This is a genomic window from Micromonospora sp. ABR4_055, from assembly GCF_056160425.1.
In genome coordinates, this window is the sequence record NZ_JBSWXD010000020.1 from 28,502 (window position 1) to 44,897 (window position 16,396).

The 16,396-nt window shown below is 71.9% G+C and carries 15 protein-coding genes; 9 read left to right on the forward strand and 6 right to left on the reverse strand.

The genetic code is table 11. The features are described from left to right. Positions 1-27: 27 nt before the first annotated feature. On the reverse strand, positions 28-1,011 hold the full coding sequence (locus ACXAHD_RS07915) for an aldo/keto reductase (protein WP_281554465.1): 984 nt from the start codon (positions 1,009-1,011) through the stop codon (positions 28-30). Positions 1,012-1,152: 141 nt separating this feature from the next. On the opposite strand from ACXAHD_RS07915, the gene ACXAHD_RS07920 reads away from it, so the two are divergent. Further along, the gene (locus ACXAHD_RS07920) at positions 1,153-2,172 is read left to right on the forward strand and encodes an adenosine deaminase (protein WP_475049446.1); all 1,020 of its coding nucleotides are present in this window, start codon (positions 1,153-1,155) and stop codon (positions 2,170-2,172) included. Here the strand turns inward: ACXAHD_RS07920 and ACXAHD_RS07925 are convergent. The 4 genes from ACXAHD_RS07925 to ACXAHD_RS07940 all read right to left on the reverse strand — a co-directional run bounded on the left by ACXAHD_RS07925 (position 2,148) and on the right by ACXAHD_RS07940 (position 5,969). Continuing rightward, entirely contained in the window at positions 2,148-2,342 is a 195-nt protein-coding gene (locus tag ACXAHD_RS07925) for a hypothetical protein (protein WP_281554467.1), read from the reverse strand. The two genes, ACXAHD_RS07920 and ACXAHD_RS07925, sit on opposite strands and share 25 nt — an antisense overlap. Positions 2,343-2,579: 237 nt before the next feature. Then, on the reverse strand, positions 2,580-3,983 hold the full coding sequence (locus ACXAHD_RS07930; protein WP_475049449.1) for a HAMP domain-containing sensor histidine kinase: 1,404 nt from the start codon (positions 3,981-3,983) through the stop codon (positions 2,580-2,582). A 29-nt stretch (positions 3,984-4,012) separates the two neighbouring features. Next, on the reverse strand, positions 4,013-4,702 hold the full coding sequence (locus ACXAHD_RS07935; protein WP_123601096.1) for a response regulator transcription factor: 690 nt from the start codon (positions 4,700-4,702) through the stop codon (positions 4,013-4,015). A gap of 124 nt (positions 4,703-4,826) precedes the next feature. Beyond that, positions 4,827-5,969 carry a class I SAM-dependent methyltransferase gene (locus tag ACXAHD_RS07940; protein WP_281554469.1) on the reverse strand — a complete coding sequence of 381 codons (1,143 nt, stop codon included), beginning with the start codon at positions 5,967-5,969 and terminating at the stop codon, positions 4,827-4,829. 187 nt (positions 5,970-6,156) lie between these two features. Between ACXAHD_RS07940 and thrS the strand changes: the two genes are divergently transcribed. The 4 genes from thrS (at position 6,157) to ACXAHD_RS07960 (ending at position 10,623) form a co-directional block, all read left to right on the forward strand. After that, complete coding sequence (gene thrS / locus ACXAHD_RS07945; RefSeq protein ID WP_475049453.1) at positions 6,157-8,214, forward strand: threonine--tRNA ligase; 2,058 nt, start codon at positions 6,157-6,159, stop codon at positions 8,212-8,214. Positions 8,215-8,328: 114 nt separating this feature from the next. Continuing rightward, positions 8,329-8,805 (forward strand): HIT family protein, encoded by a 477-nt coding sequence (locus tag ACXAHD_RS07950; RefSeq protein WP_475049481.1) that lies wholly within the window; start codon positions 8,329-8,331, stop codon positions 8,803-8,805. An 84-nt stretch (positions 8,806-8,889) separates the two neighbouring features. Next, positions 8,890-9,498 (forward strand): TetR-like C-terminal domain-containing protein, encoded by a 609-nt coding sequence (locus ACXAHD_RS07955; RefSeq protein WP_281554471.1) that lies wholly within the window; start codon positions 8,890-8,892, stop codon positions 9,496-9,498. Positions 9,499-9,606: 108 nt separating this feature from the next. Further along, positions 9,607-10,623 carry an SDR family oxidoreductase gene (locus tag ACXAHD_RS07960; protein ID WP_281554472.1) on the forward strand — a complete coding sequence of 339 codons (1,017 nt, stop codon included), beginning with the start codon at positions 9,607-9,609 and terminating at the stop codon, positions 10,621-10,623. Between the two features lie 3 nt (positions 10,624-10,626). Here the strand turns inward: ACXAHD_RS07960 and ACXAHD_RS07965 are convergent, their stop codons facing one another. Next, positions 10,627-12,750, reverse strand: a complete 2,124-nt coding sequence (locus ACXAHD_RS07965; protein ID WP_289212699.1) for an elongation factor G-like protein EF-G2 — start codon at positions 12,748-12,750, stop codon at positions 10,627-10,629. A 314-nt stretch (positions 12,751-13,064) separates the two neighbouring features. On the opposite strand from ACXAHD_RS07965, the gene pgsA reads away from it, so the two are divergent. Genes pgsA through ACXAHD_RS07985 form a run of 4 tightly spaced genes read left to right on the forward strand, consistent with a single transcriptional unit; the run spans position 13,065 to position 16,361 of the window. Further along, positions 13,065-13,712 (forward strand): phosphatidylinositol phosphate synthase, encoded by a 648-nt coding sequence (gene pgsA, locus ACXAHD_RS07970; protein ID WP_289212700.1) that lies wholly within the window; start codon positions 13,065-13,067, stop codon positions 13,710-13,712. Next, on the forward strand, positions 13,709-14,647 hold the full coding sequence (locus ACXAHD_RS07975) for a phosphatidylinositol mannoside acyltransferase (RefSeq protein ID WP_281554475.1): 939 nt from the start codon (positions 13,709-13,711) through the stop codon (positions 14,645-14,647). The genes pgsA and ACXAHD_RS07975 overlap by 4 nt, the downstream gene beginning before the upstream one ends. A gap of 12 nt (positions 14,648-14,659) precedes the next feature. Beyond that, complete coding sequence (locus ACXAHD_RS07980) at positions 14,660-15,820, forward strand: glycosyltransferase family 4 protein (RefSeq protein ID WP_289212701.1); 1,161 nt, start codon at positions 14,660-14,662, stop codon at positions 15,818-15,820. A gap of 34 nt (positions 15,821-15,854) precedes the next feature. Next, on the forward strand, positions 15,855-16,361 hold the full coding sequence (locus ACXAHD_RS07985) for a hypothetical protein (RefSeq protein WP_289212702.1): 507 nt from the start codon (positions 15,855-15,857) through the stop codon (positions 16,359-16,361). Positions 16,362-16,396 lie beyond the last annotated feature (35 nt).

Sequence of the window (16,396 nt, forward strand, 5' to 3'; positions counted from 1 at the left end):
TGCTCGTGCGCAGCGCCGGGCGGCGGGTCACCACCGGTGGTGCACCTGGGGCCGGATCAGGTCGTCGTAGACCTCCCGCACCGTCCGCTGGGTGGCGTCGTCCAGCGGCGCGAGCTCCGCGGCTGCCGCGTTGCCCTGCGCCTGGGCGGGGTTGCGGGCACCAGGAATCGCCACCGTCACCCCGGGCTGGTCCAGGATCCAGCGCAACGCGAACTGGGCCATGGTGGCCTGCGGCGGCACCAGTGGGGCGAGCCGACGCACGGCGGCCAACCCGGTGTGGAAATCGACTCCGGAGAACGTCTCACCGACGTCGAACGCCGAGCCGTCCCGGTTGAAGGTGCGGTGGTCGTCGGCGGCGAACCGGGTGTTCTCGTCGTACCGGCCGGAGAGCAGGCCACTGGCCAGCGGCACCCGGGCGATGATCCCGACCCCGGCGGCGGCAGCGGCCGGCAGCACCCGCTCCAGCGGCTTGAGCCGCAACGCGTTGAGGATGATCTGCACGCTGGCCACGCCCGGCCGGGCGATCGCGGCCAGCGCCTCGTCGACCGTCTCCACGCTCACGCCGTACGCGGCGATTCGCTGCTCGGCGACGAGGGCGTCCAGCGCGTCGTAGACCGCGTCGGTGCGCAGCACCTCGGTCGGCGGACAGTGCAACTGGACCAGGTCGAGGCGGTCGACGCCGAGGTTCGCCCGGGACCGGTCGGTCCAGGCCCGGAAGTTGTCCAGCACGTACGCGGACGGGTGCTGCGCCACCCGGCGTCCCATCTTGGTGGCGACGAACAGATCGTCGCCGGCCGACTCCCGCAGGAACCGGCCGATGATCCGTTCGCTGCGCCCGTCGCCGTACACGTCGGCGGTGTCCAGGAAGGTGGTGCCGGCTTCGACGGCGGCGCGCAGCGTTGCCTCCGCCTCGTCCTCGCTGACCGTCCCCCAGTCGGCGCCGAGTTGCCAGGCACCCAGACCGATCGCCCCTACCGTGCGGCCGAGCCGCGGAAACGTACGCTTGTCCACCGGGCGAGCCTAGACGACCGCCCGAGCGGTACGCTCGGCGCAGCCGGGCCCCCGTCGGGGATGTCCGTTTTCCCGAGGAGGTCGAACGCCACGGTGAGCCAGCAACCGTCGTCTCCGCCCGTGCTGTCGGAGTCTCAGTCCGTGCTGTCGGACTTCATCGCCGGGCTGCCGAAGGTCGAGCTGCATGTGCACCATGTCGGGTCGGCGTCGCCGCGGATCGTCGCCGAGCTGGCCCAGCGGCACGAGGGGCGGTCCCCGGTCCCCGCCGACGAGGCCGCGTTGGCCGACTACTTCGTGTTCCGCGACTTCGCACACTTCGTCGAGATCTACCTGAGCGTCGTCGATCTGATCCGCGACGACGAGGACGTCTGGGTGCTCACCCATGAGGTGGCCCGCGAGTTGGCCGCCCAGCAGGTCCGGTACGCCGAGCTGACGGTGACGCCGTACTCGCACGTGCGGCGTGGCATTCCCGCGCCCGCGTTGTGCACGGCGATCGAGGACGCCCGGCGACGGGCCCGCGCCGACTTCGGCATCGAGCTGCGCTGGTGTTTCGACATACCGGGGGAGGCGGGGCTGCCGGCGGCCGAGGAGACGCTGCGGATCTGCCTCGACGAGGCCCCGGACGGTCTGATCAGTTTCGGTCTGGGTGGGCCGGAGATCGGCGTCCCCCGGCCCCAGTTCAAGCCGTACTTCGACCAGGCCCGGGCGGCCGGGCTGCATTCGGTGCCGCACGCCGGCGAGACCACCGGTCCGGAGACGGTCTGGGACGCGCTGCGCGAGCTGGGCGCCGAACGGATCGGCCACGGCACGTCCAGCGTGCGGGACCCGGAGCTGGTGGCGTTCCTGGCGGAGCGGCGGATTCCGCTGGAGGTGTGCCCGACGTCCAATCTGCACACCGGCGCGGTGCCGCAGCTGTCCGCGCACCCGCTCGCCGACATGGTCGCCGCCGGCCTGCTGGTGACGATCAACTCCGACGACCCGCCGATGTTCGGCACCAGCCTCAACCAGGAGTACGCGGTGGCCGCGTCCCTGTTGCGGGCCGGCCCGCAACAGCTCGCCGGCCTGGCCCGCGACGCGGTGACCGCCTCGTTCCTGTCCGCCGCCGAGAAGCGGCGGCTGCGGGACGAGATCGACGGCTATCTGGCGGCGCAGGTCGCGTAGCTCGGGTCCTGCCAGCAGGCGAGGACCGCGACCACCAGCGCGCCGATCACCGTCATCCAACGCAGCACCTGCCGTGTGGTGATCGGCCTGGCTTCGTCCTGGTCGACGGTGGGTGATCCGGCTGGCGGTGGCTCAGCGGCCGGCGGCGGCGCAGCGGCTGACGGTGACACGTCGACCTGCCTCTGTCCAGGGTGGGCGCGTGGCGGGAAATTGGTGTTGGGGACCGGGCCCCGCCGCGCGCAAGCGTCCCTGGACTGGGGATTTGGGACGGTACTGCGGGTGAGTCGTCCAGGAAACGCCGATGGGTTCGGAACAGATGCTGCCATCCGGCGCAGGGCCTGCGGAACGACGTTAAGCCAGACCTAAGGAATACTTGTGCCGGCGAAGACCCGGCCGTGATCTGCCGGTCAGCGCGGCGCCGGCCGGCGACGGGTCCGGCCCCGGCCCCGCTCCCGCTCCCGGTCGCGTTCCCGGGCCAGCCGGCCGACCAGCCCGAACCGGCTCATCGGGCGGGGTGGGGCGGCCTCGGCGTCGGCGAGCAGCATCACCACGCTCGCCCCGCCGAGCCGGGCCCGGTCCAGGCTGACCGACCCGTTCGCCTGCAACGCCACCCGACGGGCGATGTCCAGGCCGAGCCCGGTGGAGCCCTGGTCGCTGGCGCCGCGCCGCAGTGCCCGGTCCGGGTTGGCGATACCCGGCCCGGCGTCGTCGACCCGGATCGCCACGTACCCGTCCCGGCGGGACACCGCCACCTCGAACGCGGTGCCCTGCGGCGTGTAGCGGAACACGTTGCCGAGCACCGCGTCGAGCGCGGCCGCCAGCTCGGCCCGGGGCACCGGCACCGGGGTCCGCAGCTGCGCGCCGATCACGTTGTACGGCCGGTTCTGGTCGCCGGCCAGCGCCGACCAGAAGACCATCCGGTCGCGGACCACCTCGGCGACGTCGCAGCTGCCCTGGCCGACCTCCTGGGTGACCGTCTTGCGGGTCGTGTTGATCAGAACGTCGACCTCACCCTCCAGGGTGACGATCGCCTGACGGATCCGGCGGATCGTCCGCCGCCGGTCCAGCTCGGCCTCGCTGAACGAGCCGACGCTGGTGTCGTCGGAGTCGAGCGCGTCGGCGTCCAGCCGCAGTACGGTCAGCGGGGTGCGTAGCCGGTGGGACAGGTCGGCGACGAGTTCACGTTCGTCGGTGCGGGAGGTGACCAGCCGGTCCGCCATCCGGTTGAACGCGTACCCGGCCTCGGCCAGCTCGCGCGGCCCGTCAGGCTGGATGCGTACCGCTAGATCCCCGTCACCGACCGCCATCGCCGCGTCGACCAGCCCTTTCGTCGCGGCGACGGCGCGCGCGGCGATCCGGTCCACGACGATGACCGAGCAGACGACCAGACCTGCGGCGATGCCGACCAGCAGCAGCCAGGTGCCGGCCGCACCCCGGTTGAGCTCGCCGTCGGCGACGAAGACCTCGACGACGGTGACCGCCTCACCGACCGTGACCGGCTCCAGGTGCAGCACCCCGCCGTCGGTGGCCACCACCGTCGGCCCGGTGCCGGCGGCGGCGTCGGTGACCTGCTGGCTGGTCGCGCGTACGGTGCCGACCGGGTCGAGTCCGTGCACCACCGGCTGCCGGTCGGTGCTCTCGCCGAGACCGGCCACGGCCCGGCGGACCCCTTCCGGGTCGTTGCTGACCGCCAACGCGCCGCGCACCACGGCGGCACGCCGGGCCGCGTCGGCCAGTGCCTGCTCGCGGGTCTCCCGCTGCAGCTGCAGGCCGAGCGGGATGAGGAAGGCCAACGCGATGATCGATGCCATGCCGGCCCCGAGGTAGGCCAGCGCCAACCTCAGTCCGGTACCACCAGCCGGAAGCCGACCCCCCGCACGGTGCGCAGGTAGCGCGGCTTCGCTGCGGATTCGCCCATTTTGCGGCGAAGCCAGTAAAGATGCACGTCGATGGTCTGGTCCTCGCCGACCGACGGCTGCCGCCATACCTCCTCCAACAGCTCCCGGCGGGACACTACCCGACCTGGGCGGGCGGCCAGATAGGCCAGCAGGTCGAACTCCTTGCGGGTCAGCGCCAGGGCCTCGCCGTCCAGCGTGGCGCTGCGTTCGCCGACGTCGACCCGCAGCCCACCGACCTGGTGCACGGCGGGCGGCACCGACCGGCTCGCCCGGCCGGCCCGGCGCAGCACCGTGGTGATCCGGGCGTCCAGGTGCGCGCCGGTGAACGGCTTGACCATGTAGTCGTCGGCCCCGGCCCGCAGCAGCCGGACGATCGCCTGCTCGTCGTCGCGGGCGGTGGCGATGATGATCGGCACGTCGGTGATGCCGCGCAGCATCCGCAACGCGTCCGACCCGTCCAGGTCCGGCAGGCCCAGGTCGAGAACCACCAGGTCGGGGGTTTCCGCGGCGACCCGGCGTAGCGCGTCCAGGGCGGTGCCGACCGCATGGACCGCGTGCCCGCGGTCGGCCAGCGAGCGCAACATGGCGCCGCGCACAACGTGGTCGTCTTCGACCAGGAGCACCGTAGCCACCTCACGACCGTACTGCCCCTGGCAAGTCGGCGGTGACCGCGGTCACCGCGCACGGCGGCGCAGTCCGACGTACGTCGCGGTCCCGTCGACGACGATCGCTGGGTCGGTCGCCGCCGACGATGGCTCAGGGCAGCCGCAACACCCAGCGGTACGCCTGCACCATCCCGGTGTCGAAGCCGGCCGCCGACCCCCACAGGAAGATCCGGAACCGCCGGTACATCGGCTCCCCCCAGCGCTGCACCACCTCGTCCCGGGCCGCGTCCAGCCGCCGGGCCCATTCCCGGCAGGTCAGGTAGTAGTTGTGCCGGTCATCGGCGATGCTGCACAGCTCGAACGGGGAACGGGCCACGTGCCGCAGGTACTGGTGCAGCAGCAGCGGCGCGGACCGGCCCGGATAGATGTAGCGCTTCATGAACGCCGACGCGACGTGCTTGCGCCGCATCGCCAGCGCGTCGAGGTAGACCCGCCCGCCGGGCCTGAGCAGCTCCGCGTACTTGCGCAGGCTGCGGCGGTAGTCCGGCAGGTGCTCGGTCACCCCCATGTTGACGATCGCGTCGTAGCGACGCTCGTCGGTGAAGCCGAAGATGTGCTGCCGCACCACCCGTACGTCGAGCTGCTCCCGATCGAACAGGTCGACGAGGTAGCGCTCCGACTCCCGCGACAGGGTCGTGGTGGTCACCTCGATGCCCTGCCGGGCCGCGTGTTCGGCGAACGCACCCCAGCCGCCGCCCACCTCCAGCACCCGGTCACCCGGCTTGACCCCGATCGCCTCCAGCGCCAGGTCCATCTTGCGGGTCATCGCGTCCTCGAGCGGCTCGTCGTCGGCGGCGAACACGCCCTCCGTGTAACAGCGGTGCCGGGTGTCGAGGAAGGTCAGGAAGAACTCCGACTCCGAGTCGTAGTGGTGGGAGATCGCCCGTCGGTCGTCCTCCCGCCGGCCGCGCAGCAGCCCGGTGAACACGCCGGAGAACCGGGCCACCGGATGCAGGTCGGTGAAGAACGCCCGCATCCGCAGCGCGGCGGACAGGTCACCCTCCACGTCCAGCCAGCCCTGCAGGTACGCCACGGCGACCGCGAACTGGTCCAACGCGGCCAGCGCCCGGGCACCACGGGGGTGACGTACGGCGATGGTGAACTGCGGGTCGCCCGGGCCGAAGCGGTGCTCCGTCCCGGCGACGTCCAGCACGGCGAACGGCACCGGCCGCCGGCTGGCGAAAAATGAGTCGTATCGGCGCCGTAGAGCGCCGACCATGTCGGTGGCAGCCACGGCGTCAATCTAACGCCGGAACCGGGTCGACGTCAGGCGTTGCAACCGGACCGACACCCGGTCACGCCGACGGAGGGCGATAGCATCATGGCCGGCCGGGCCCACCCCGGCCACCGGAGCACCGCGCGCCGGCCGGCCCGTGCCGGACCACCGTACGCACCGATTCATCGACCGTGAGGAGCCCGTCGTGTCCGCAAGCGCAGCCAGTCCCCAGGCCGAACCCGTCGTGGTCCCGGCCGGGACCACGGCCGCGGACGCGATCGCCGCCGCCGGTCTGCCGGTGAACGGCCCGAAGGCGATCGTCGTGGTCCGCGACCCCGACGGCACCCTGCGTGACCTGGACTGGTCACCGGAGGCCGAGACCGGGGTCGAGCCGGTCGCCCTGGACTCCCCGGACGGGCTCGCGGTACTGCGCCACTCCACCGCGCACGTGCTCGCCCAGGCGGTGCAGGACCTGTTCCCGGAGGCCAAACTGGGTATCGGCCCGCCGATCACCAACGGCTTCTACTACGACTTCGACGTCGCCCGGCCATTCCAGCCCGAGGACCTCGACAAGCTGGAAAAGCGGATGCAGGAGATCATCAAATCCGGGCAGCGGTTCCGGCGGCGGCGGTTCGCCGACCTCGACGCCGCCCGGGCGGAGCTCGCCGACGAGCCGTACAAGCTGGAGCTGGTCGACGTCAAGGGCACCGCCGACTTCGACGCCAGCGAGGTGATGGAGGTCGGCGGCGGCGAGCTGACCATCTACGACAACCTCGACCCGACCTCGGGCAAGACCTGCTGGTCGGACCTGTGCCGGGGCCCGCACCTGCCGTCCACCCGGCTGATCGGCGCGGTCAAGCTGATGCGCAGCGCGGCGGCGTACTGGCGGGGATCCGAGCGCAACCCGCAGCTGCAGCGGATCTACGGCACGGCCTGGCCGACCCGCGACGCGCTCAAGGCGTACCTGAAGCTGCTCGACGAGGCCGCCCGCCGCGATCACCGCAAGCTCGGCGCGGACCTCGACCTGTTCAGCTTCCCGGACGAGATCGGATCCGGGCTGGCGGTGTTCCACCCCAAGGGCGGCATCATCCGTCGGGAGCTGGAGGACTACTCGCGCCGTCGGCACGAGCAGGCCGGGTACGAGTTCGTCTACTCCCCGCACATCAGCAAGTCCCAGCTGTTCGAGACCTCGGGGCACCTGCCGTACTACTCCGACACCATGTTCCCGCCGGCGGAGATGGAAGGCGCGCAGTACTACCTCAAGGCGATGAACTGCCCGATGCACAACCTGATCTTCCGGTCGCGGGGGCGGTCGTACCGGGAGCTGCCGCTGCGGCTGTTCGAGTTCGGCACCGTCTACCGGTACGAGAAGTCCGGCGTGGTGCACGGCCTGACCCGGGTGCGCGGGCTGACCATGGACGACTCGCACATCTACTGCACCCGGGAGCAGATGCCCGGTGAGCTGCGCTCGCTGCTCGCCTTCGTGCTCGACCTGCTGCGGGACTACGGCCTCGACGACTTCTACCTGGAGCTGTCCACCCGCGACGACTCGGACAAGTTCATCGGCGACCCGGCCGAGTGGGCCGACGCCACCGAGACCCTGCGGCAGGCGGCCATCGACTCGGGGCTGGAGCTGGTGCCCGACCCGGGCGGCGCGGCCTTCTACGGCCCGAAGATCTCGGTGCAGGCCCGTGACGCGATCGGCCGGACCTGGCAGATGTCCACCATCCAGCTGGACTTCAACCAGCCGAAGCGGTTCGGCCTGGAGTACCAGGCCGCCGACGGCACCCGGCAGCAGCCGATGATGATCCACCGGGCGTTGTTCGGGTCGATCGAGCGGTTCTTCGGCATCCTCACCGAGCACTACGCCGGCGCGTTCCCGGCCTGGCTGGCCCCGGTGCAGGTGATCGGCATCCCGATCCGCACCGACCACGGCGACTACCTGGCCGAGTTCGTCGCCATGCTGCGCGCCGAGGGCATCCGGGCCGAGGTGGACTTCTCCGACGACCGGATGCAGAAGAAGATCCGCACCGCCCAGCAGCAGAAGGTGCCGTTCATGGCGATCGCCGGCGACGCCGACGTGTCGGCCGGGACCGTTTCGTTCCGCTACCGCGACGGTTCACAGCGTAACGGAGTGCCGCTGGCTCAGGCGGTGGCCCACGTCGTCGACGTGGTGCGGTCCCGGACCAACGTCAACCCGACCGCGACCGTTCCCGACAGTCAGTCGGGGTCCGACGGTCAGCAGGGGCCCGCCGGGCAGTGAGCCGGGTCGCCGTCGGGTGAGTCCGGCCGGCCGAGCCCGTACGATCACGGGGTGACTGGCACGACCGGACAACCGGGCCCGGATGGCCTGGAACGACTCTGGACACCGCACCGGATGGCGTACATCTCCGGTGCGGACCGGCCCGACGGTGGCTACGACTCGCCGACCGGCTGCCCGTTCTGCCTGGCCCCCGGTCGGCCGGCCGAGCAGAGTCTGGTGGTGGCCCGGGGCGAACGGGTCTTCGCCGTGCTCAACCTCTACCCGTACAACCCCGGTCACCTGTTGATCTGCCCGTACCGGCACGTCGCGGACTACCCGGAGTTGGACCGGGCCGAGACCGCCGAGCTGGCCGAGTTCACCCAGACCGCGATGCGGGTGGTCCGCGCCGTGAGCAGCGCGCACGGCTTCAACATCGGGATGAACCAGGGCACGGTCGCCGGTGCCGGCATCGCCGCCCACCTGCACCAGCACGTGGTGCCCCGGTGGGGCGGGGACGCGAACTTCATGCCGGTGATCGGCCGTACCAAGGTGCTGCCGCAGCTGCTCGCCGACACCCGCGACCTGTTCAGCGGGGCGTGGCCGGCGACCTGACAGGGGTGTCCCCGTTAGCGAAAACTAGTTGTCGAAAACTTGATTTCGGTATATGGTTGTCGTAGTGTCGGTAGGGGCGAGGAGGTGACGGTGTCGGAGACGCAGGCCAGACCGCGTCGCAGCCGGCTCTCGGCGGAGCGCGAGCAGGAGCTGCTGACGGTCGCACTGGCGATGGTGCGCGAGCGCGGCTACGACGCGGTCACCATCGACGACATCGCGGCTGCGGCAAAGGCCAGCACCGCTACGTTGTACCGGCGCTGGGAGAGCAAGTCGATGCTGGTCATTCGGGCTCTGCAGGCGCAGAAGCCCGCTCCGGCGATCGAAATCGACACCGGCTCCCTCCGCGGCGACCTGCTGGCACTGGCGACGATAGCCAGCGACGCGGCCCGAATCAGGGACTCGCATGACGCGGCCATGACGGGTCTGGCCCGGGACGTGTTGCTCAATCCCGAGCTGATGCTCGCCCTCCGCGAGCTCATGATCGAGCCGCAGATCCAGGCGATGCGTCGGATGCTTCAGCGACACGTCGACGCCGGGCGGATCGGCCCGGACAACCCGGTCCTCGATCTGGTGGACCAGATCCTCCTCGGGCCGTTGCTGGCCGGCCAGCTCTACCTCGGTCACCGGCCCGGCCTGGCCGCCCGAATCGTCGATGAGGTCCTGTTGCCGCTGCTGAGCGCGACGCGCGGCTGAGTCAGCTCCCGCGCCGTCTGGCCCAGGTCATCCGACGAGCTCGTTGCCTGTCCCGAGCGATCACGGTCCGTGATCGTTGGTTCGCGCTGTCAAGTTTGGGGAATCTCGATGTCAACAAACCGTATCCTGGTCACCGGTGGCACCGGCTTCGTCGCCTCGTACGTGATCCGAGGTGCCCTGGCCCGCAACTTCCAGGTCCGGACAACCGTACGCTCGCCGGCCCGGACCCCCGAGCTACGCCGCACCGTCGGCGACGACTCCATCGAGGTGGTGACCGCCGACCTCACCGAGGACGCCGGCTGGGACGCCGCCGCACAGGGCTGTCGCTACATCCTGCACATCGCCTCCCCGTTCCCCGGAATCCGACCGGCCAACGAGAACGATCTGGTCTTGCCGGCCCGCGACGGCACGCTCAGAGTGTTGCGGGCCGCCCGCGACGCAGGAGTACATCGAGTGGTGATGACGTCGTCGTTTGGGGCGGTCGGCTATGGCCAGCAACCGCCGGACCGTCCCTTCACCGAACAGGACTGGACGGATCCCGACGCGCCGGGTATCGACCCGTACATCAAGTCCAAGACCGTCGCCGAGCGGGCGGCATGGGACTTCGTCGAGGGTACCGACGGAGGTGTGGAGTTGGTGGTCCTCAACCCCACCGGAATCTTCGGGCCGGTCCTCAGCAGCGACCATCCCCCCTCGGTAGGCATCATCCAGGCGATGCTGTCCGGCCGGATGCCGCGCGTTCCCGACCTGTGGGTGTCCCCGGTCGATGTGCGGGACCTCGCAGACCTGCAGATGGCCGCCATGCTGACGCCGGAAGCCGCCGGGCACCGCTACCTCGCCGCCAGCGGCGCCCTGCTGTCGTTGCGGGATATCGCCGCGATCCTGCGCCGCCGGCTCGGCGCGGACGCAGCGAAGGTCTCCATCCGAGCGATGCCATCGACGCTGGTGCGGATTCTGGCCCCGTTCGTCCCGCAGCTGCGGGCAATGGTCGGCAACCTGGGGGTGCGTCGCCCGGTCTGCACCGACGCCGCCCGCGAAACCTTCGGCTGGACACCGCGGCCGGCAGAGGACACTGTCGTCGACACCGGACGCAGTCTCGTTCACAGCAGTCGGACCGGAGGCTGAGGGTCAACTGGACGATACGCGTTCGTAGCGGGCGAACGCCCGCCGGAACGTGCCGGCACCTCCGGTGATCGAGCGCAGCTGCACCGCGTACCGCAGCAGTTCGGTCGCCGGCACCTCGGCGCGGATGACCGTCCGGTCGCCGGATTCGTCATCGCCGGTGGTGCCGAGCACCCGGGCGCGTCGGCCGGCCAGGTCGCCGAGCACCGACCCGACCGCACCGGTCGGCACCCGCACCATGATCGCATCGACCGGTTCCAGCAGCGTCGGTCGGCCGGTGGTGGCCGCGTCCCGCAGGGCCAGCGCCCCGGCGGTCTGGAACGCCGCGTCCGACGAGTCGACCGGATGTGCCTTGCCGTCCACCAGGGTCACCCGCAGGTCGACCACCGGATGTCCGCTGACCACGCCCCGGTCCATCTGGGCCCGCACGCCTTTCTCCACCGATGGGATGTAGTTGTGCGGCACCGCCCCGCCGACCACCCGGTCGACGAACTCGAAGCCGCTGCCCTCCGGAAGCGGCTCCACCTCGATCTCGCACACCGCGTATTGTCCGTGCCCGCCGGACTGCTTCACGTGTCGTCCGTGCCCCCGGGCCGGCGCGGTGAACGTCTCCCGCAGCGGCACCCGGACCGGCTCGACGTCCACCTCGACGCCGCCGGAGCGCAGCCGGTCCAACAACACGTCGGCGTGCGCCTCGCCCATGCACCAGAGCACCAGTTGGCGGGTCTCGGCATTGCGTTCCAGCCGCAGCGTCGGATCACCGGCGACCAGCCGGCCCAGGTTGCGGGCCATCGCGTCCTCATCCGACCGGGTACGGGCGACGACCGCCACCGGCAGCAGGGGTTCGGGCATCTCCCACGGCTCGACCAGCAGCGGATCCGTGGCCGCCGAGATGGTGTCACCGGTCTCCGCGCTGCCCGACTTGGTCAACGCGCAGATGTCCCCGGCGACGCAGAACTCGACCTCCCGCAGCTGGGCACCCAGTGGGCTGTAGATGTGCGCCGCCCGTTCGTCGGCGTCGTGGTCGGGGTGGCCCCGCTGGCTGAGGCCATGCCCGGCCACGTGCACCGTACGGTCGGTGCGCAGCGTGCCGGAGAAGACCCGGACCAGCGACACCCGGCCGACGTGCCGGTCGACGGTGGTCCGGACCACCTCGGCGACCAGCGGGCCGGCCGGGTCGCAGCCCAGCGGCGGCCGGGGCGTGCCGTCCAGCCCGGTCACCGCCGGAAGGGTGTGCTCGGGCGGTGCCGGGAAGGCAGCGGTCAACAGCCACAGCAGCGCGTCGAGCCCGACCCCGGTGTGGGCGCAGACCGGCAGCACCGGATGGAAGTGGCCCCGGGCCACCGCTGTCTCCAGGTCGTCGACCAGCATCTTCGGGTCGATCTGCTCGCCGGCGAGGTACCGGTCGAGCAGGGTCTCGTCCTCGCTTTCGGCGATGATCCCCTCGATCAGTTCGTCGCGTGCCTCGGCGATCGCCGGCAGGTGCTCCGGGTCCGGCTCCCGCACCTGCGGGGGATGGCCGGTCGAGTAGTCCAGCACCTGCCGGGCGAGCAGATCCAGCAGCCCGGCGATGCCCACCCCGTCGTCGGCGAGCATCGGCAGGTGCAGCGGCAGCACGTTGTCGCCGAAGACCCGTTGACACAGCGCGACGGTTTCGTCGACGTCGGCGCGCGGATGGTCGAGACGGGTGAGCGCCACCGCCCGGGGCATGCCGACCGCCGCGCACTCCTCCCACAGCGCGGCGGTGGCCGCGTCCATCCCGTCCGCCGCGCAGACCACGAACAGCGCGGCATCGGCGGCGCGTAGTCCGGCCCGCAGTTCGCCGACGAAGTCCGCGTACCCCGGGGTGTCCAACAGGTTGACCTTGATGTCGCGGTGGAACAGTGGCGCGCAGGTCAACGCGACGGAGCGTAGCTGGCGTACCGCGGCCGGATCGTGGTCGCAGACCGTCGTGCCGTCCGGGACCTGCCCCGCCCGGCTGATCGTCCCGGTGGCGGCCAGCAACGCCTCGATCAATGTGGTCTTGCCGGCACCGGAGTGCCCGACCAGCACCACATTGCGGATCCGTTCGGGATCGGTGACCACCGCAACGGACCCGGCGGGCCCCCTGTCGTGGTTCTTCTGCGCCATGACTGCGCACCTCCTGGCTGCCTGACTGGGTGGGGCGACCGCGCTGCGGACCAGGCCGGGCTCCGGTCCGGACCGGAACGGCCGGCCGGGGACCGCAGAGGATGACCGCGGGGTGAATCCGCGGCGACATCTTCAGGCGGGCGGGACCTGCTCGGTAACGTGAACCGGGCCCGGGTGAGCTCGCTCACGTTCACGTGTCGATCCCACACCCGCGACGCGCCGTACACAAGTCCGGCGCGCGAGGTGACCGCCACCGGTTCACGTTCGTGGCCACCGTGCCGACCCTTTCCGTCGACCGTTATCGTGGGACCGCCATGGCGAAGATCTTCAGAGTGTCCGTCCGCGCGGGCATCACCCGGGTGATCGAGCCGGTAGCCCGCGGACTGCTCGGCGCAGGGATCTCGCCGAACGCGGTCACGGTCGCCGGCACCGTCGGTGTGCTCGTCGGGGCGATCGGCTTCGGCGCCCGTGGCCACCTGATCACCGGTCTGGTGATCGTCACGCTGTCCGCCCTGACCGACGTGCTGGACGGCACGATGGCCCGGCTGCGCGGCGGGTCGAGCACCTTCGGCGCATTCCTCGACTCGAGCATGGACCGGATCGCCGATGGGGCGATCTTCGGCTCGGTGGCGTACTGGCTCGCGGTCAGCGGCAACCGGGCGGGTGCGGTCGCGGCGCTGATCTGCCTGGTCGCCGGTGGCATCGTGTCCTACGTGAAGGCGCGCGCCGAAGGGCTCGGGATGACCTGCAACGTCGGCGTCGCCGAACGGGCCGAGCGGCTGATCCTGGTCGGCGTCGGCGGCCTGCTCAGCGGCCTCGGTGTCAGCTGGGGGCTGCCGGCCGCGCTCTGGCTGCTCGCCGCGCTGTCGCTGGTGACGGTCTGGCAGCGGATCGCCCACGTGCACCAGCAGACCACCGCTGCGGCGGGTCCCCGGCAGGCGGCGCAGGGCGTGGACGCGTGACCCCGGTCGAGCTGGGCTACGCGGCGGCCTGGCGGCTGATCCGGACGCTGCCCCGGCCGGCCGCCGCCGCCCTGTTCCGCGTCGGCGCCGACCGGGCGCACCGGCGCGGCGCGGCGTCGGTCCGCCGGCTCGCCGCCAACCTGCGCCGGGTGGTCGGCCCGGATCTGCCGGCGGCCGAGTTCGACCGGCTCACCCGGGACGCGGTGCGTTCGTACGCCCGGTACTGGATGGAGATGTTCCGGCTGCCGTCACTCAGTCGACAGCAGCGGCTCGCCGGTTTCCACCTGGCCGGTGCGCAGATGCTCGCCGCCAACGTGGCCGCCGGGCGCGGCTCGGTGGTGGCGTTGCCGCACGCCGGCAACTGGGACGCGGCGGGTGCCTGGGTGGCGGCCAACGACTGGCCGCTGACCACGGTCGCCGAACGACTGCGACCGGAAGGCGTATACAACCGGTTCGTCGCCGTCCGGCAACGTCTCGGCATGGAGATCGTCCCGGCCTCTGGCGGTCCCCGGCCACCGTTCGACGTCCTGATTGACCGGCTCGCCGCCGGCCACGTCGTGCCGCTGCTGGCCGACCGTGACCTGTCCGCCCGGGGCGTCGAGGTCAGTTTTTTCGGCGGCCGGACCCGGATGCCGGCCGGTCCGGCGCTGCTCGCGCTGCGTACCGGTGCCCCGCTCTACGTCACCACCATGTGGTTCGAACCGGACCGCGCACACGGCGCGTTGGACGGGCCGGTGCCGCTTCCCGACCCGTCGGTCGGCCCGCTGGACGTGCGGGTCCGCCTGCTGACCCAGCAGATCGCCGACCGGCTGGCGGTCGGTATCGCCCGCCACCCGCAGGACTGGCACATGATGCAGCGGCTGTGGCTGGACGAGCGGCCCGACCCCGACCCCGACCGGGACCGGTCGGGCAGCTCGGCCACCGGGCCGGGATGAGCGGGGGCCACCGTGCGGATCGGCATCGTGTGCCCGTACTCCTTCGACGTCCCCGGAGGGGTGCAGAACCACGTCGTCGACCTCGCTGAGGCGCTGATCGATCTCGGCCACGAGGTGAGCGTGCTGGCACCGGCGGACGAGGACGCCGCGCTGCCGCCGTACGTGGTGGCCGCCGGCCGCTCGGTGCCGGTGCCGTACAACGGCTCGGTGGCCCGGGTGAGTTTCGGCCCGGTGGTCACCGCCCGGGTCCGGCGCTGGCTCAACCGTGGCCAGTTCGACGTACTGCACGTGCACGAGCCGTTCGCGCTCAGCGTCAGCCTGCTCGCGGTGCTCTGCGCCCGGGGTCCGGTGGTGGCCACCTTCCACACCGCGATGACCAGGTCCCGGGCGCTGGCCGCCGCGCAGGGCATGCTGCAGCTGGTGCTGGAGAAGATCACCGCCCGGATCGCGGTGTCGGCGCTGGCCCGCAGGGTGCAGGTCGAACACCTCGACGGCGGCGCGGTGGAGATCCCCAACGGGGTGGCGGTGGCGAAGTACGCCAACGCCGAGCCGCTGCCCGGCTGGCCGGGTGACTGCGGTCCGGGCACCGGCGGCACGCTCGGCTTCCTCGGCCGGTTCACCGAGCCGCGCAAGGGCTTCGGTCTGCTCCGTGAGGCGTTCGTCGCGCTGGCCCCGGACCGCCCGGGCCTGCGGCTGCTGGTGGCCGGTCCGGGCCGGCCCGACGACCTGTACGCCGCCGTCCCGGCCGGGCTGCGCGACCGGGTGACCTTCCTCGGGCTGGTGTCGGAGCCGGACAAGGCCCGGATGCTGCGCAGCGTGCACCTCTACGTCGCGCCGAACATCGGCGGTGAGTCGTTCGGCATGATCCTCACCGAGGCGATGGCCGCCGGCGCGGCGGTGGTCGCCAGTGACCTGGACGCGTTCCGCCGGGTGCTCGACGACGGCCGGGCCGGGGAACTGTTCCCCACCGGTGACCCGGTGGCGCTGCGCCGGGCCGTCGCCCGGCTGCTGGACGACGCGCCGCGCCGGGAAGCGCTCGCCGACCACGCCCGGCAGGTGGTGGCGACCTTCGACTGGCCCGCGGTGGCCCGCCAGGTGCTGGAGGTGTACGCCGCCGCGATCGAAGCCACCGACGGGCGGGTGCTCTACCAGGAGTGGGCGGAGCCACCATGATCGGGTCCACGGGGCCTGCACCGGCGGCACTACGATGCCGGGAATGCGGTGGGTGGTCGGTGTGAGCGTCGCGGTCGTCCTGCTGTCGGCGTACCTCACCTGGACCGCGGCCCGGGTGGACCGGCTGCACGTCCGGGTTGCGGCGGCCGCCCGGGCGCTCGACGCGCACCTGCTGCGCCGGGCGGCGGCCGCCGCGGTGCTCGCCGAGGAGGAGTACGCGGTGGAGCTGTACGCGGCGGCCCGGATCGCGTTGGACGCCGCGTCCCCGGAGGAGCGTGAGGCCGCCGAGAACGACCTCACCCGGCAGTTGCGGGCGACGGCGCTGACCAGCCCGGATCCGGCGACCGAGGCGGTGGTGGTGGCCAGCCGCCGGCTGGTGCTGGCCCGTCAACTGCACACCGACCTGGTCCGCGACGCGTTGCTGGCCCGCCGGCGGCCGCTGGTGCGGCTGCTGCGCTTCGGCCGCCGGCACGACGAACCTCGCTACTTCGACATCGACGATCCGACCCTTACCCGGGTGGTGGACCCGACCCGCCGGTGATCGCGCCTACCCGCCGGTGACCTGGGCTCCTTGTC

Excerpts from the sequence above, each read along its gene's own strand:
- ACXAHD_RS07930 (WP_475049449.1), bottom strand. The coding sequence starts at position 3,983 with ATGGCATCGATCATCGCGTTGGCCTTCCTCATCCCGCTCGGCCTGCAG.
- ACXAHD_RS07950 (WP_475049481.1), top strand. The coding sequence starts at position 8,329 with ATGGCGTACATCTCCGGTGCGGACCGGCCCGACGGTGGCTACGACTCG.
- ACXAHD_RS07960 (WP_281554472.1), top strand. The coding sequence starts at position 9,607 with ATGTCAACAAACCGTATCCTGGTCACCGGTGGCACCGGCTTCGTCGCC.
- ACXAHD_RS07965 (WP_289212699.1), bottom strand. The coding sequence starts at position 12,750 with ATGGCGCAGAAGAACCACGACAGGGGGCCCGCCGGGTCCGTTGCGGTG.
- pgsA (WP_289212700.1), top strand. The coding sequence starts at position 13,065 with ATGGCGAAGATCTTCAGAGTGTCCGTCCGCGCGGGCATCACCCGGGTG.
- ACXAHD_RS07985 (WP_289212702.1), top strand. The coding sequence starts at position 15,855 with ATGCCGGGAATGCGGTGGGTGGTCGGTGTGAGCGTCGCGGTCGTCCTG.